The 13,484-nt window shown below is 57.4% G+C and carries 17 protein-coding genes; 8 read left to right on the top strand and 9 right to left on the bottom strand.

Features of this window, described 5'->3' with window-relative positions:
* Positions 1-106: 106 nt before the first annotated feature.
* A complete protein-coding gene (locus FH08_RS0111340) occupies positions 107-1,054 on the top strand; it encodes a LysR family transcriptional regulator (protein ID WP_031358431.1) in 948 nt (315 codons plus the stop codon).
* 99 nt (positions 1,055-1,153) lie between these two features.
* Here FH08_RS0111340 and FH08_RS0111335 read toward each other — a convergent pair whose 3' ends face one another.
* From FH08_RS0111335 to FH08_RS0111310, 6 genes are all read right to left on the bottom strand, one after another.
* Positions 1,154-1,603 carry an ester cyclase gene (locus FH08_RS0111335; RefSeq protein ID WP_031358430.1) on the bottom strand — a complete coding sequence of 150 codons (450 nt, stop codon included), beginning with the start codon at positions 1,601-1,603 and terminating at the stop codon, positions 1,154-1,156.
* A gap of 196 nt (positions 1,604-1,799) precedes the next feature.
* A complete protein-coding gene (locus FH08_RS0111330) occupies positions 1,800-2,174 on the bottom strand; it encodes a hypothetical protein (RefSeq protein ID WP_031358429.1) in 375 nt (124 codons plus the stop codon).
* Positions 2,175-2,229: 55 nt separating this feature from the next.
* Positions 2,230-3,123, bottom strand: coding sequence for an NmrA family NAD(P)-binding protein (locus FH08_RS0111325; protein ID WP_031358428.1), 894 nt, complete (start codon positions 3,121-3,123; stop codon positions 2,230-2,232).
* A 115-nt stretch (positions 3,124-3,238) separates the two neighbouring features.
* The gene (locus FH08_RS0111320) at positions 3,239-3,718 is read right to left on the bottom strand and encodes a hypothetical protein (RefSeq protein ID WP_235210333.1); all 480 of its coding nucleotides are present in this window, start codon (positions 3,716-3,718) and stop codon (positions 3,239-3,241) included.
* Positions 3,719-3,815: 97 nt separating this feature from the next.
* Positions 3,816-4,307, bottom strand: a complete 492-nt coding sequence (locus FH08_RS0111315; RefSeq protein ID WP_235210338.1) for a MarR family winged helix-turn-helix transcriptional regulator — start codon at positions 4,305-4,307, stop codon at positions 3,816-3,818.
* A 102-nt stretch (positions 4,308-4,409) separates the two neighbouring features.
* Positions 4,410-5,561 carry an epoxide hydrolase family protein gene (locus tag FH08_RS0111310; RefSeq protein ID WP_031358425.1) on the bottom strand — a complete coding sequence of 384 codons (1,152 nt, stop codon included), beginning with the start codon at positions 5,559-5,561 and terminating at the stop codon, positions 4,410-4,412.
* 125 nt (positions 5,562-5,686) lie between these two features.
* On the opposite strand from FH08_RS0111310, the gene FH08_RS0111305 reads away from it, so the two are divergent.
* From FH08_RS0111305 to FH08_RS0111295, 3 genes are all read left to right on the top strand, one after another.
* Entirely contained in the window at positions 5,687-6,022 is a 336-nt protein-coding gene (locus tag FH08_RS0111305) for an ArsR/SmtB family transcription factor (RefSeq protein ID WP_031358424.1), read from the top strand.
* A complete protein-coding gene (locus FH08_RS0111300; protein WP_031358423.1) occupies positions 6,019-6,546 on the top strand; it encodes an SRPBCC family protein in 528 nt (175 codons plus the stop codon). Before FH08_RS0111305 ends, FH08_RS0111300 begins: the two co-directional genes overlap by 4 nt.
* 66 nt (positions 6,547-6,612) lie before the next feature.
* Complete coding sequence (locus tag FH08_RS0111295; protein WP_031358422.1) at positions 6,613-7,035, top strand: DUF1801 domain-containing protein; 423 nt, start codon at positions 6,613-6,615, stop codon at positions 7,033-7,035.
* A 40-nt stretch (positions 7,036-7,075) separates the two neighbouring features.
* Here the strand turns inward: FH08_RS0111295 and FH08_RS0111290 are convergent, their stop codons facing one another.
* Together FH08_RS0111290 and FH08_RS0111285 are read right to left on the bottom strand one after the other, a co-directional pair.
* Positions 7,076-7,453, bottom strand: coding sequence for a hypothetical protein (locus FH08_RS0111290; protein ID WP_031358421.1), 378 nt, complete (start codon positions 7,451-7,453; stop codon positions 7,076-7,078).
* 119 nt (positions 7,454-7,572) lie between these two features.
* Positions 7,573-8,448, bottom strand: a complete 876-nt coding sequence (locus tag FH08_RS0111285) for a LysR family transcriptional regulator (RefSeq protein WP_031358420.1) — start codon at positions 8,446-8,448, stop codon at positions 7,573-7,575.
* A gap of 128 nt (positions 8,449-8,576) precedes the next feature.
* Here FH08_RS0111285 and FH08_RS0111280 point away from each other — a divergent pair, with 128 nt between their 5' ends.
* The 3 genes from FH08_RS0111280 (at position 8,577) to FH08_RS0111270 (ending at position 11,878) form a co-directional block, all read left to right on the top strand.
* Complete coding sequence (locus FH08_RS0111280) at positions 8,577-9,443, top strand: hydrolase (RefSeq protein ID WP_031358419.1); 867 nt, start codon at positions 8,577-8,579, stop codon at positions 9,441-9,443.
* Between the two features lie 104 nt (positions 9,444-9,547).
* Positions 9,548-10,942: an MFS transporter gene (locus tag FH08_RS0111275; RefSeq protein WP_063771192.1), complete on the top strand. Its 1,395-nt coding sequence runs from the start codon at positions 9,548-9,550 to the stop codon at positions 10,940-10,942.
* An 81-nt stretch (positions 10,943-11,023) separates the two neighbouring features.
* Positions 11,024-11,878 carry a DUF72 domain-containing protein gene (locus FH08_RS0111270; protein WP_031358417.1) on the top strand — a complete coding sequence of 285 codons (855 nt, stop codon included), beginning with the start codon at positions 11,024-11,026 and terminating at the stop codon, positions 11,876-11,878.
* A 14-nt stretch (positions 11,879-11,892) separates the two neighbouring features.
* Here FH08_RS0111270 and FH08_RS0111265 read toward each other — a convergent pair whose 3' ends face one another.
* Positions 11,893-12,774 carry a LysR family transcriptional regulator gene (locus tag FH08_RS0111265; RefSeq protein ID WP_031358416.1) on the bottom strand — a complete coding sequence of 294 codons (882 nt, stop codon included), beginning with the start codon at positions 12,772-12,774 and terminating at the stop codon, positions 11,893-11,895.
* An 89-nt stretch (positions 12,775-12,863) separates the two neighbouring features.
* On the opposite strand from FH08_RS0111265, the gene FH08_RS0111260 reads away from it, so the two are divergent.
* Entirely contained in the window at positions 12,864-13,382 is a 519-nt protein-coding gene (locus tag FH08_RS0111260; protein ID WP_051888145.1) for a PACE efflux transporter, read from the top strand.
* Positions 13,383-13,484 lie beyond the last annotated feature (102 nt).

Below are 13,484 nucleotides of genomic sequence, written 5' to 3'. Positions count from 1 at the left end.
ACGGGATCTGAGAAGCCATCCTAGTGATGCATTTATTATGCGACAATTGAAATATGTTGATAATGATTATGCGTGCTATCTTTGAATACGTTTTTGGAGCGCCCATTTGAATACACGAGATCTACAAGCGTTCGTTGCGGTTGTCGACAGCGGTTCGATGGTGCGCGCGGCGGAAAAACTCCATCTCACGCAGCCCGGGTTGACACGGCGCGTGCAAAACCTTGAAACCATGCTGGGCGTGGAATTGCTCGATCGCCAAAGCAAGCCGCTCAAGCCGACCGCCGCGGGCAACGAGGTGGTTGCGCTCGCGCGCACCGTGTTGCGCGCGGTGGACGATCTATTGTTGGTGGCCTCTCCCGAAAGCGAGCCGTCCGGCGAGTTGAGAATTGGAATGCCGCCGTTTCTGGCGGAAATGGCGCTCGAAAAGCCAGTCGATCTCCTGCGCGATGCCTTTCCCCGGCTTACGCTGCGCGTAACAGCGGGTTGGTCGCCAGCTTTGATGCAAAGCGTGGAACGGGCGTCGCTCGATGCATCGATCGTGTTGATGCCGTCCGGCATCGCACCACCCGAGACGTTGCGCGCTACACGCCTCGCGTTCCTGCCGACGGTGATCGTCGCAGCGCGCAGCCTAGGTCTGCCCGATACGCCAGTGACATTGGCGGATCTGGCCCGTTACGAGTGGGTGCTCAATCAGGATGGCTGCGGGATGCGCTCGGTGTTAAGGCGCGCGATGGAAGCGGCGGGCGTGCCGTTCAATGTCGCCGTGGAGGCGTTTGGCTCCGAGCTGCAATTGTCTCTGGTAGCGCGTGGCCTCGGTATCGGGCTCGTCACGCCGGACATGCTGGAACGCACTGTGCATCGTCCCGCGCTCCAGGTTATAGAGACCACCGACTTTCGCACGGGAGTCGATGTGTGGTTCGTTCACGGTTCCGTTCCGGGCCGGCTCATGCGGGCTATCGATCTGTTGCGCTCTTCGCTCACCGAGGTGATCTCCGAAGGAAAGACGGTTATGCACGGGGAAGATGCAGGTTCGTCAACTAATTCGGCATCCTGAGTGAAATGCATTGCTGTTTTCGCGGGGACGGCTAGTGGTTAGCTGAAGAATTTGACTGCGCACGGCATTTCTGAAAGATACTGGAAACGCCGCGCGCGCTCAAGCTGCCTTGACGAGTCCGAGTTGCTGCAAGGCGGTCACGCCGTCGTCCAGACCGATCTCCTCAACAATCTTGCCATCCTTGAGACGCAGCACGGTCGTGCCGGTGAAGCGCATCTTCCGGCCAGTCGCAGCCGGCAACGAGCCAATCAGGAAATCGCTGAATGCAGGACCCGTATGCGTGCCGCCCCCCTCCCAACGGCCAACCACATACTCGCCCTCGGCGATGAGATCAGCCGCGCCCCAGAAGTTGAGATCCGGGAACGCCTCGCGGAAATCGGTCATGAATGCCTTGATGTCCTCGCGCCCATGGCGCGGTTCGTGCAACGAGTAGCGCAGAAGCATGTCAGGAGCAGCAAGTTCGTCGACGATGTCGAGGTTGCAGGTCTTGCCCCAGAAATCAGTGAACCAGCGGCCTACGATAGCCTTGTTGTCGTCTTCCTTGGACATGGTGAATTCCTCAATGACTGTGGTTGAAGAAGAGCGGCACGATCGCCTCTCTCTGCCTGAACCATATCGACGAAGGCATTCCAATGCCCCCCGTTTCTTGCGGCAATATTCGAAAAACAGTCACGCGGAATGTGGCGCCCGTGAGGCGCTCAGCAAGACGCTCAGCTTTTTCGGACCGATCGCTTGGGCTTTCGCATTAAGCAACCGGAGGATCACCGAGCAACAGGGCTAGCGGCTTCAGAGGTGAAAGAGCAATGAGTTCGAATTCCATCATGCCCGACACGCCCAGGGGTAGCTTTTCCAGTATCTCGTGAGCTTCGGCTGTACTCGAGGCGTTCATGATAAAAACAACCCCATACCCCTCGGCCTGGAAGTACCAGTGATCGATTTTGCCGGCCAGGTAGTTGCGGACAGTGGCGCGCACTTCGAAAGGCAGGATCGAGGCAATTGCGTCGGGCGTTCCCTTCGTTGTCACCGAACCAATCGCGAGGATTTTGTTCGTGGGGGCGACGACGGCATTGAGCGCCGGCAGGATGTGTGCATGAACGCGCGGATTTTTGGCTTGAGACATGTTAAAACTCCAGTTGATAGAAATTGGGGTGCTACAGCGATCACAGCAATTCGGACTAGCGTTCTTGCGGTTGAAAGAGCTTGCGGTTGGCTTTGACATATTCGCCTACCGTCATGGGCTTTCTACCCGTTAAAGCCTCAATTACATTGTTGTTCCCGGCGAAATCTCCGTTCTGGTAGTCGCGATAAACCGCAACGATATGCTGGATGAAATGCTTCGGCATCCCGATCGAATTCAGCCGTTCGCTAAAATCGTCGAAACTCTCCGGTTCGTAGCGAATCTTTCGGCCCAATGCCTCGCCAACGGCGCTCGCAAGCTCGTCGTGATTCATCTCCACCGCCCCATAGAGCGGGTAGGTCTTGCCGGAATGCGGCGTTGGGTCGAGCATGATATTGGCGATGGCGCGTCCCTGGTCTTCCGCCGAGATGGGTGCGTGGCGCCCGTCTCCCGCCGGAACCTTGATGAGATCGTGGTTAGCGATAAGCGGCAGTTGAAACCCGTACGTCAGCCATTCCATGAAAAACGTGGGACGCAAATGCGTAACGGGAACGCCGGCCCAGTCGAATACGCGTTCGCCGTACCAATGCGAACGCGCAGCATGGCTTACGGCGTCAGCCTTTGCAGAAATCTGCGACATATTGACAATGGAACGTACCCCTGCGGCTATCGCGGCATGCGCGAAATAGGCGCTCGCATCGACGAGCTGCGGCTGCATGACGGGATACACGAAATACGCGCCAGTCACTCCCCGCACTGCTTTTTGAACGGCATCGTTATCGAGGAGATCGCCGAAGACGACCTCGACTCCTTTGCCGCGCAATGCCTGGGCACGATCGTCGTCGTTATGCACGAAGGCCCGAACCTTCGATCCCCTTGACAACAGGTGGTCGATGGCACTCCGACCAGTGGCCCCTGTCGCGCCCGTTACCAAATACAGTTCATCGTTCATCTCGTTCTCCAGATATATTTAAATACCGTTCGTAATCCTATATATATGAAACGCAATACCGTTCCAATATCCTTCGCCCCACGCTGTCTTATGACTTAAGATGCCATGCTATTTTCTACCGGTTTGCTGCACCGCCCAGGGCTGCCAACGGAGATAACGGACCCAGTGGAATCAGGTCGAATTCCATTAGATCAGCCTTGCCGAGCGGTAACTGTTCCAGTGTTCTACGCGCCTCATTCACATCGGTCATATTAAGAATAAAAACGACACTGGCCTGGTCCTTGCGGACGTACCACTGTTCAATCTTTCCCCCAAGATAGAGTTTGACCGTGTCGCGAACTTCCTGAGGAAGCATCGCACCGATAGCGCCGGGCGTTGACTTCGACGTCAACCGGCCGATGGCAAGTATTCTGGTGGTGGGAACGTCAGGTAGTCCAAGTGAAGCGGGCGTTTGTGCGGGTTCCGCCGCCTGTACGGAGCTGAAAGCAGGCATGGAAAGCGTCAACATGACCGCCATTGCAGCCGTCGCCAATCGTTTCGGTAGCTGCAAAGCAGGACCGATTGCTCTTACGTTCATGGTTTTCTCGATGGTCATGACATCTCCTTCAAGGGTTGATATTTGATGTATATACAACATTAAGCATAAAAAAAATGCCATCGAAACGACGGCGTCAATCAGAGGCAGCGACATATCAAAACGGCGAATTCCAGACGGATTCCGACGCTTTGTGGACTGCCCTCACTCCATCCGGCCCAAGCAACTTGCCGGCCTGTTTCTGTGCGGCCCGCCAATCCGGAAGCACGGCTTCAATCTTCGCGTTGCCTGCTGCTGTAAGCGCGACCTCTCGAATTCCCTTTGCATCCGAGGACACTGCCTCAACCAACCCCTTCTGTATCAACAGATCCAGATTGCGCGAAACGGTAGATCGTTCCAGTTGAAGCACCTCGCCGATCTTACCCGGTGCGCAAGAGCCAATTTGTCCCAACGCCGTCAGCATATTGACTTGGGCAACCGTCACATCATGGCTTGCCATAGCCTGTTCGTAGATGGCCGAAACCGACCGCGCGACAATACGAACGCGCATGGCCAGACAATTGTTGATGATTTCGCGGACGGCGCTACGTGTAGTCATGAATCGAACCGAGTTTGTTGATCGATTCATTGTTGTAGATACAACGTGCATTGTCAAGTTTATTTTCGCTGGCTCTATCGAGAGCTTGCGGTGCTCGCGGATTAGCGAAATGCAGAATGCATTCCGCATAGAGGCCATTCGCCGCCGGACTCGTTACCGGAAACGTCTGAAAAAGCTACGAATGTCGGCCGCGAGGAGTTCAGGTTCTTCCATTGCCGCGAAATGGCCGCCACGTGGCATGTCGGTCCACTGCGCGACATTGAACGCTCGTTCCAGCCAACCGCGCGGCGGATGGTTAATCTCCTTCGGAAAGTGCGCAAAGGCCACCGGCGGCGATATCCGTTGTCCGGCGTCGAAACGCATGGGTTGCAAGCGGTTTTCCCAGTACATTTGAATGGCTGAACCAATGCTCTGGGTGTACCAGTAGAGCGATAAATTGGTGAGCAGTTCATCTTTCGAAAAGCTACGCTCGATCACACCCTCGCAATCGCTCCACGCGCGAAACTTCTCCCCGATCCACGCGGCCAGCCCGACCGGTGAGTCGTTAAGCGACGCGGCTAGCGTCTGCGGCCTAGTGCCGTGCATATGCGCATAACCGCCCTCGAGCGCAGCCCACTCACCCTTCTCTCGAAGGTAGTCTTGTTCAGCAACGGTAAGCGGCGAACTCACGGCATCGATTGCAGGTTCGTACGAGCTCGGCAGAAAGTTGAGATGAATGCCATCGACTACCTGAGAGTGCCGCAAGGCGAGCGCGATCGACACCCCCGCGCCCAGGTCGCCGCCCTGAGCGCCAAAACTCTCGTACCCAAGACCCCGCATCAGCGATGCCCACAGATCGGCCACCTGAAACGCAGAGGTGCCAGGGGTCGCAGACGCCGGTGAAAACGCGAAGCCCGGGAGTGAAGGAATGACGACGTCGAAGGCATCGTTCGGGTCAGCACCGAACGCAGCCGGATCGCACAACAGATCAGCCAATGCGTGAAATTCGAAGAACGATCCCGGCCAGCCATGCGTGATGACCAACGGATACGGCTTGGGTCCAACACCACGCCGATGAACGAAATGCACGCGCTGACCATTCACGTCGGCCATGAACTGAGGTTGTTGGTTCAGACCGCGTTCCGCGGTCCTCCAGTCAAAACCGTCGGCCCAGTACTCCACCAATTCGCGCAACCATGTGGCGTCTGCGCCTTGTTGCCATGGCGCGGACGGAGTCATGGATGCCCATCGGCTCGCGCGCAAACGCCGTCGCAAGTCGTCGATCTCAACATCGGACACGGAAATCTGAAATGGCTCGATATGCATGGCACCTCCTCTGGACGGATGAAGTCAATTCTCCACGCTCCGACTGTAAATGAAAGCGCGCCTGATGGCGCAGCCTCCGTGCGCATAGTTTGACACGTATATACTTCACGGAGTATATATAAGAGATGGAATCGACATTTGCCATCATCGCCGAGCCGAGCCGCCGCGCCATCCTGAGTCTGCTTGCAACGTCTGAGCGGTCCGTGGGTGATATCGAGGAGAAGTTAAACCTCTCGCAGCCCTCGGTCTCAAAGCATCTGCGAGTGCTCCGAGAGGCCGGATTCGTGGAATCGCGCGTCGATGCGCAGCGGCGTCTATACCGGATCAAACCGGAACCACTCATGGAGATTGACGCCTGGCTCGCGCCATTCCGTCAATTTTGGTCGGTCCATGTCGACGCTCTGGAACGCCACCTTGATCAGATGGATCCTGTACCGCGCAAAAAGGGGAAGAAACGATGAGCAATCGCGACGAATACATGCCGGGCCCTGCCGCGGGCGCCGAGGTCAGAAAAGACGGGGAAAAGTGGACACTTGTTCTCGTCCGCGAGTTGCGGCACTCGCCGGAGAAAGTGTGGCAAGCGTTGACCGATCCGGCCAGTCTGCGTGAATGGGCGCCATTCGATGCTGATCGAAGCCTCGCGTCAGTCGGCCCCGTCAAGCTTTCAACAGTCGGCACGCCGACGCCGCAGATCTCGGATACGCGGGTGACGCGCGCCGATGCACCGACCCTGCTCGAGTACCGCTGGGGCGAAAATGAAATGCGATGGCAACTTGAACCGCTCGGCGACGGCACGCGTCTTACGCTCTGGCACAACATCGATCGCGGCTTCATATCGATGGGTGCAGCCGGCTGGCATATCTGCCTCGATGTGCTCGATCGGCTTGTTGGCAACGATCCCATTGGGCGTATCGTCGGTGGCGAAGCTATGAAATTCGGTTGGCCGCGCTTGAACACCGAGTATGCGAAGCAATTTGCTAGCTGAATCGCCGAGTGCTGGGAAAGGCTCGCCTCGAACTCAGGAAGCGTCTCGAAGTTTTAGGAGGAAACAATGAAAAAATCGGCTTCGACCGAGGACCAACCGGCATCCGAGTTGATCGACAAAAGGCTCACCGATCTTGGCGACTGGCGCGGAGAAACTTTGAGCAGGATGCGCAATCTCATCAAAGATGCAGACCCGGATGTCGTGGAGGAGTGGAAGTGGATGGGAACGCCCGTGTGGTCGCACGACGGGATCATCTGCACCGGTGAGTCCTACAAGTCGGTAGTGAAATTGACCTTCGCCAAGGGAGCTTCGCTAGAGGACCCGACCAAGCTATTCAACTCGAGCCTCGACGGAAACACAAGGCGCGCGATTGACATCCATGAAGGCGAGGAGGTCGACTCGGCGGCGTTCAAGACGCTTATCGGTGCTGCTATCGCGCTTAATACATCCGGTGCAAAAGCTAAATCGAAGCCTAAGCGAGCGAAATGAGCTACGCGTGTTGGTTCTTAGACGCCTCAATACGGGAACCTCAAACCAGTAGCGAAATAATTCCCCCGACGGTGAGTCCCGCAGCGATCCATCTCCCGGCCGTGTAGAACTCGTTGCGATCCTGTTGCGGCTGGTCGGGACGTTCGAGACCAAGCGTCCCGTAAGCAAGCGACTTGACCGCCGATACGTTCGACGCCGAGCCCTCGTCACTGCTCGCGTCCTGACTCGCCATTGCAGCCCCTTCGGGCGAAATCGTGACGGCCGAATCCTGTGTCGCGACATCTGCGGGGTTGGTCGCTTGCGCTGTTTGTACCGGGTCGACGTTATCGTCCGATATAGACCGTTGGTCAGTCGCGGCACTCGAAGTCGATATCGTCCGCTCCTGAGTTGGCGACGACGCGGCATTGCCTATCTGCATAGCAAATCCCTCATCCTCTTAGTCGGCCTCTTCAGCTTATCGACTCAAGCAGTCGAATCTTTAGCGTTGGTAAGGATAGGTAAGGGTCAGCGCAGTCAGCCGCGAAAATCCAGCGTGGCTCAAGCCAATGCTTGCAACAGCTTCTGCCGCACTACTGCTGTAATCTCAAGCTGGCGCTCATTTTCAAATATACCGATTACCCGCTTGAGCGGACCGTAGGGAAGTTGCAGTGCTATCAGCGAATGGTCACGCGTCCAGGCAACATGCTTAAGCAAAGGCACGATAGAAATTCCCACGTTTTGCCGGACCAGGTCGATGATGGCGGCCACTGAGTTGACCTCGAGAATCTCCTTAGGTTTGATCCGCATGCGCCGCAGGGTCTGCTCGACTTTTGCCCCCGTTGGCGAGGTCCGGTCGAAGCGAATGAACGGCTGACTCTTGAGCAAGGATGAGACGTCTGCCTGGGCCGTCGCAACCCGAGTGCTTGCTATCAGCATAAGGGGTTCTTCATAAAGCGGCGTCCATTGAAGATTGACGGGCATCTCGTACGGTATCTGCACGGTGAGCGCGGCATCTATCTCGCACGCCGTGACCTGCTCCGCGAGCTCTTTGGTATGACCAAGAACAAGCCGGACATCGAGTGCCGGATACTGCGCCTTCAGGCTGACCAGGTTCTCCGACAGAAAGCCCATCGCCGAAACAATCGCGCCCACGGTAATGCTGCCGGCGATCTCGTGCCCCGTGTCCGCGTCGGCCAGCATTGCCTCATACGCCGCGACCAGCTTGCGCGCCTGCGGGATCAGCACGCGGGCGGCGGGGGTTAGCGTGATGACTCGCCCTGACCGATAGAACAGAGGCCTTCGGAACTCTTCCTCAAGCGCGCGCATCTGCTGTCCGACCGCTGCTTGTGTCAATGCAACCCGGCCCGCGGCTGCAGCAAAGGATCCGTATTTTTCGACGGCCAAGAACGTGCGCAAAAACCGAATGGTGCTCATGGAGATGGTATCCCGACGTCGCGAGACTAAAGGTTTAGTTTAGTTTGTGTAAATATAAATCAGTTAGTTTTTTTGAATCGGCGACTGCACAATTGTACGGTGAACCATTCCATTACAAGGCTGCAGACATGACGCAAGCAATTGATCGCCCCCCCGTAGACAAAGCCATCGAGCGCGGGCAGGCGTATTACGAACTGGGTTCGACGACCGTGTTCGCGTCGCGCCACGACCCGCGTTTCGCTTACACGTTGTACGTGCCTGAAACCATCATGGAGTCGGGCAACAACGTTGAACTCGTCGTGGTCATGCACGGGACGGGGCGTCAGTTCGCCCACTATCGCGACGCGTTCGCGGAATTCGGCCGCTGGAACAACTGCATCGTTTTATGCCCGCTATTTCCGGTCGGCGTGCGCGGTGACGGCAACCGGGACGGTTTCAAACATCTGATCGAAGGCGACATTCGCTATGACCGCGTGCTGCTCGATATGGTCGATGAGATCGGCGAGCGTTACGGCAAGCGCTTCGACCAGTTCGCGTTGTTCGGTTTCTCAGGCGGCGGGCAGTTTGCAAATCGGTTTGCCTACCTGCATCCGGAAAAATTATGGGCAGTGTCGATCGGTGCACCGGGCTCGGTGACCCTGCTCGATATCAAGCGCGACTGGTGGGTCGGCTTGCAGGGTTTCGAGCAGCAGTTCGGTAAGGCATTCGACCTCGACGCGTTGCGCCGCGTGCCTGTTCATATGGTGGTCGGCAAGGCGGATCTGGAAACGTGGGAGATCACACATCGGGAAGGTGGCCGTCATAACATGCCGGGCGCAAACGATGCCGGTACGACCCGCCCAGAGCGTCTCAGGTCGCTCAGGGCGTCGTTCGAAGAACAGGGAGTCAGTGTTGAACTGGATGAACTGGATAACGTTCCACACAACGGCATGATGGCCGTAAGCGCGGTTCAGGACTTTCTCGCGGGCGTGCTGCGAGCGCGCCGGTCCAGCTAGTTCAACTTTTCCTTCGCCCGGGCGCATTCCTGTTCCGGGCCGGTGCTGCATATCACGCGTCATTTGCCTGCTCTTGAGCGGCGGCGCGCAGGAGGAGATGACATATGAATCCAGCAGAACGCGAAGGCGTATCAACGCCCGCTGCACCTGACCTGCGCCAGGTCCGCCGCGCACTGATCGCCTCGGTGATCGGGAGCGGCTTCGAGTGGTTCGACTTCACCGCTTATGTCTACTTCTCGAAGATCATCGCAGAGGTGTTCTTCTCCGTGGGAAGCAGCGTAGTGTCGATGTCGCTTGCGCTTGCGACATTCGCCCTTGGGTTCCTTGTTCGGCCGCTCGGCGGGGTCCTGCTGGGCATCTATGCGGATCGCGTGGGACGCACCCGTGCACTTTCGTTGGTTATGCTGATGATGTGCGCGGGAACGCTGATATTGGCTTTGGCGCCGGGTTACGCGACCCTGGGCGTTGCCGCTCCGCTTCTAGTCCTATTGGCACGGCTGATCCAGGGACTGGCGATCGGCGGGCAATTCAGCCTCTCGTCGGTGGTCGTGGTGGAGAGCGCGCCGCCGGGCAAGAAAATGTTCTACGGCAGTTTCAATATGTCGTCGCAGGCGCTCGCCATACTGCTGGCTTCAGGATGCAGCTATCTGCTCATCAATAATCTCTCTACGAATTCCCTCGTGAGTTGGGGCTGGCGCGTGCCGTTCCTGATTGGCACGCTCATCGGGCCGCTGGGTTTTTACATCCGCCATAACATTGCCGAGTCGCCGGAATTCGAGGCCCTGCGCAAGCAAGTCCGCACAGGTGCCGCGCGTGCTTTCCGGCTAGGCGACTTCGTGCGTGAGCAGGGCGATGCGGCTTTATGTGCGATGGGTGTGATGATCATTGGCACGGCGTCCAATTATTTGTGGAACGCGTATTTGCCTTTGTATGTGGAACACCAACTGCATCTCCCGCTCAAGTCGGCCTTGCTTGGAACATTCATAGGCGGGGTCATCAACTTCCTGCTGTTTCCGGTCTCGGGCAAACTCGCCGATAAATTCGGCGCCTACCGCCTTTTCTATCCATTGGTGATCAGCTGGTTGCTTTGCACGTTCCCGTTGTTCTGGTTCATTGTTTCCGCGCCATCGCTCACGCATCTTCTCATCGCTCAGATTATTGCGTCGCTCTTCCAGGTTGCGATAGCGGGCCCGCACCCCGGCATGCTGGCGACAATCTTCCCGGCGAAGGCGCGTTCGACTGGCGTGGCGCTGTCATACAACCTTGCGGTAACTTTGTTCGGCGGCCTTGCGCCCCTGACCGTCTCGACGCTGACCGAAGTCACAGGCAGCCACTATGTTCCCGCTTTTTATGTCGTCTTTGCCGCGCTGGTTTCGCTTGCGCTCGTGGCGTTCACGCGTACCGGGCAGGCGGCCTTGGCTAGCGACCGCGCTAACAGCAAGCGATTTTCCGCGGCGCAGCACGGACCCACAGCGAACCTTCAGTCTTCCGATAGCTGAACCTCTCGCCCCCTGCGGCACACGCCCGGCGCCAATTCGCTACACTTGAGCGCATCGTGGGCACGGGGAGGGATCTCATTCATGGCAACGCGGAAGACGGCGGGTAATGCTACCGATAAAGCTGCCGGCAAAGCCGGGCAGATCAGGATCGGCATCGGCGGCTGGACCTTCGAGCCGTGGCGCGGCAGGTTCTATCCGGAAGGACTCGTGCAAAAGCGCGAGCTCGAATACGCGAGCCGCAAGCTGACCACGATCGAGATCAACGGCACGTTCTACGGTTCGCAGAAGCCCGCCACGTTCGTAAAGTGGCATGACGAAACCCCGGATGATTTCGTCTTCTCGCTAAAGGCGCCGCGTTTCGCAACGAATAGGCGAGTGCTCGCTGAGGCCGGCGAATCCGTCGAGCGATTCCTCGCGAGCGGCGTGCTCGAATTGAAGAACAAGCTCGGGCCGATCAATTGGCAACTCGCCCCGACCAAACAATTCGATGCAGACGACATTGAAGCCTTCCTGAACCTGTTGCCCCACAAAGTCGATGGCCGTGAGATCCGGCATGCGCTCGAAGTGCGGCACGAGAGTTTTCGCGACGAGGCATTCGTTGCCCTCGCGCGCAAGCATGGCGTGGCCATCGTCATGGCGGGCGATTCGAAATATCCGCAGATCGCCGACGTAACGGCGAAGTTTGTCTACGCCCGCATCATGGGGACGACCGAGCAGGTTGAGCAAGGCTATGACGACAAAACGCTGGATTTATGGACTAAGCGGGCTCGTGACTGGGCGGCGGGCGGTACGCCGAAAGGACTTGAGACGATCGGCAAGCCAGCCGCAGCGACTACGCCGCGAGACGTGTATTTATACGTGATCAGCGGCTTCAAGGCACACAACCCGGCTGCGGGCATTGCCATGATCGAGAGACTAAGCGGCAGCAGCGCTTAGCGAGTCATTCGGGCCTATTTCGGATCGGCCTTTGCGCCGAGCGTGGTCAGTGCATCCAACAACCAGTTCCCGGCGAGTCCCAGCGAAGCGCCCTTTAAACATAAGGCGTCGACCGCGACCAACCGGGGCCACCCGCGCGCCGATAACTCCTTTAACGTTTTTGCGCCGAAACGATCGGCCACCCACCGAGGCAGCTCGGTCCACCCGAAGCCCAGCTCCGCCATTTCCAGCAGGAGCAAATAACTATCGGCAGACCAGACTCGCACGCTTCTCTGATGCTCGCCCGGCTTCACGCCCGTGGTGATTCGCAATTCACGGTGCCTGGCGAGCTTTTCCATTGTCAGATCCCGAACACCGCTTAACGGATGTCCCGTCGCGACGAACAGTGCCAGCTCCGACGATTCCGCCAGCCTGATTGAGCGGACTTCGGGAGGATAGCTAGCCAGGGCCGCCACTACGCCAAGCGCTGCGCGGCGCTCCTGCACCAGCGAAACCACGTCTTCGTCCTCCTTGACCAGGCACTCGAGTTCGACTGTGGGAAAACGCTTTTCGAATGCCACGAGCAGCTTCTCATAGTGAGGCGGCTGGTACGTGTTGGATATGGCCAGACTCAAGCTAGGCTCCAACCCTGCACTGAGTCGCGCGGCCGCTTGTATCAAGCGATCGTGTGCTTCAAGGGTCTCGCGGGCATTGGCGAGCAGCGCTTCGCCATGTGCGGTGAGACGGGGCTTTCGGGTAGTTCGATCAAAGAGCGCGACACCTAAGTCAATTTCCATGTCCGCAATGATCGTGCTGACAGTCGATTGACTGCGCCCCAGCTTTCTCGCGGCGGCGGAGAAAGAGCCCGCGGCGGCGGCCTCCGAAAACACAATCAACGCGTCGATAGAAGCGACCATGATCTATCTGATTTTCCGATAGTAAGCAATTTGGGATATTAAGGGCGACCCCTGAAAATAACAACTGTCTATTCAAAGGTGAGGTCGGCATGACCACGCAACGCAGCTTGTACGAACGCATATTCCAGGTAGTTCTCTTCGAAGGACTTGCCATTGGCATTTTTTCTCCTGTCCTATCATGGGTCGTCGATAAACCTCTGGGCGAGACCACGGTCCTTACGATTGCAATTTCCGTCACCGCCATGGTGTGGGGATTCGCGTTCAACTCTTTCTTCGGTATCCTTATTTCCCATGCGTCAAACAAGGTGCAGAAGTGGAAGCGCGTTATTCATGCCCTCGGTTTCGAAACGGGTCTGGTCCTGATCGCGGTTCCCTTGTCGGCGTGGTGGCTGCAGATGACATTTGTTGAAGCCCTGCTAATGGATCTTGGGCTACTGCTTGTTTTTCTTCCGTACACGTTCTGTTTTTATTGGGCGTACGACATGCTAAGACAACGTTTGGTCAAAGCGCCCCTTAGGCGGAGCCCTTTGGTGCCACATAAGACCTTGGTCGCTGAGCGCCGGTCGCAATATGCTCCGGCAAGACCGGTGAAAACAACCGGGCCATAACGGTGGGCCCTTTAACCTAGTGTCTTAATGACTCTTCGAACCCGCACCACGCAAGGTGGCGTTGTTCGAATTTCGTTGCAACTGTGGTCCAACTTGTTAAAG

Source organism: Caballeronia sordidicola (assembly GCF_000729995.1).
Classification (GTDB): domain Bacteria; phylum Pseudomonadota; class Gammaproteobacteria; order Burkholderiales; family Burkholderiaceae; genus Caballeronia; species Caballeronia sordidicola_A.
This window is presented reverse-complemented; position numbering and strand designations above follow the sequence as displayed.

Bases quoted from the DNA above. Each gene is read 5' to 3' on its own strand.
- FH08_RS0111290 (WP_031358421.1), bottom strand. From the start codon at position 7,453: ATGCAGATAGGCAATGCCGCGTCGTCGCCAACTCAGGAGCGGACGATA.
- FH08_RS0111285 (WP_031358420.1), bottom strand. From the start codon at position 8,448: ATGAGCACCATTCGGTTTTTGCGCACGTTCTTGGCCGTCGAAAAATAC.
- FH08_RS0111330 (WP_031358429.1), bottom strand. From the start codon at position 2,174: ATGTCTCAAGCCAAAAATCCGCGCGTTCATGCACACATCCTGCCGGCG.
- FH08_RS0111325 (WP_031358428.1), bottom strand. From the start codon at position 3,123: ATGAACGATGAACTGTATTTGGTAACGGGCGCGACAGGGGCCACTGGT.
- FH08_RS0111300 (WP_031358423.1), top strand. From the start codon at position 6,019: ATGAGCAATCGCGACGAATACATGCCGGGCCCTGCCGCGGGCGCCGAG.
- FH08_RS0111270 (WP_031358417.1), top strand. From the start codon at position 11,024: ATGGCAACGCGGAAGACGGCGGGTAATGCTACCGATAAAGCTGCCGGC.
- FH08_RS0111260 (WP_051888145.1), top strand. From the start codon at position 12,864: ATGACCACGCAACGCAGCTTGTACGAACGCATATTCCAGGTAGTTCTC.
- FH08_RS0111280 (WP_031358419.1), top strand. From the start codon at position 8,577: ATGACGCAAGCAATTGATCGCCCCCCCGTAGACAAAGCCATCGAGCGC.
- FH08_RS0111295 (WP_031358422.1), top strand. From the start codon at position 6,613: ATGAAAAAATCGGCTTCGACCGAGGACCAACCGGCATCCGAGTTGATC.
- FH08_RS0111320 (WP_235210333.1), bottom strand. From the start codon at position 3,718: ATGACCATCGAGAAAACCATGAACGTAAGAGCAATCGGTCCTGCTTTG.
- FH08_RS0111265 (WP_031358416.1), bottom strand. From the start codon at position 12,774: ATGGTCGCTTCTATCGACGCGTTGATTGTGTTTTCGGAGGCCGCCGCC.
- FH08_RS0111315 (WP_235210338.1), bottom strand. From the start codon at position 4,307: ATGCACGTTGTATCTACAACAATGAATCGATCAACAAACTCGGTTCGA.
- FH08_RS0111310 (WP_031358425.1), bottom strand. From the start codon at position 5,561: ATGCATATCGAGCCATTTCAGATTTCCGTGTCCGATGTTGAGATCGAC.
- FH08_RS0111305 (WP_031358424.1), top strand. From the start codon at position 5,687: ATGGAATCGACATTTGCCATCATCGCCGAGCCGAGCCGCCGCGCCATC.
- FH08_RS0111335 (WP_031358430.1), bottom strand. From the start codon at position 1,603: ATGTCCAAGGAAGACGACAACAAGGCTATCGTAGGCCGCTGGTTCACT.
- FH08_RS0111275 (WP_063771192.1), top strand. From the start codon at position 9,548: ATGAATCCAGCAGAACGCGAAGGCGTATCAACGCCCGCTGCACCTGAC.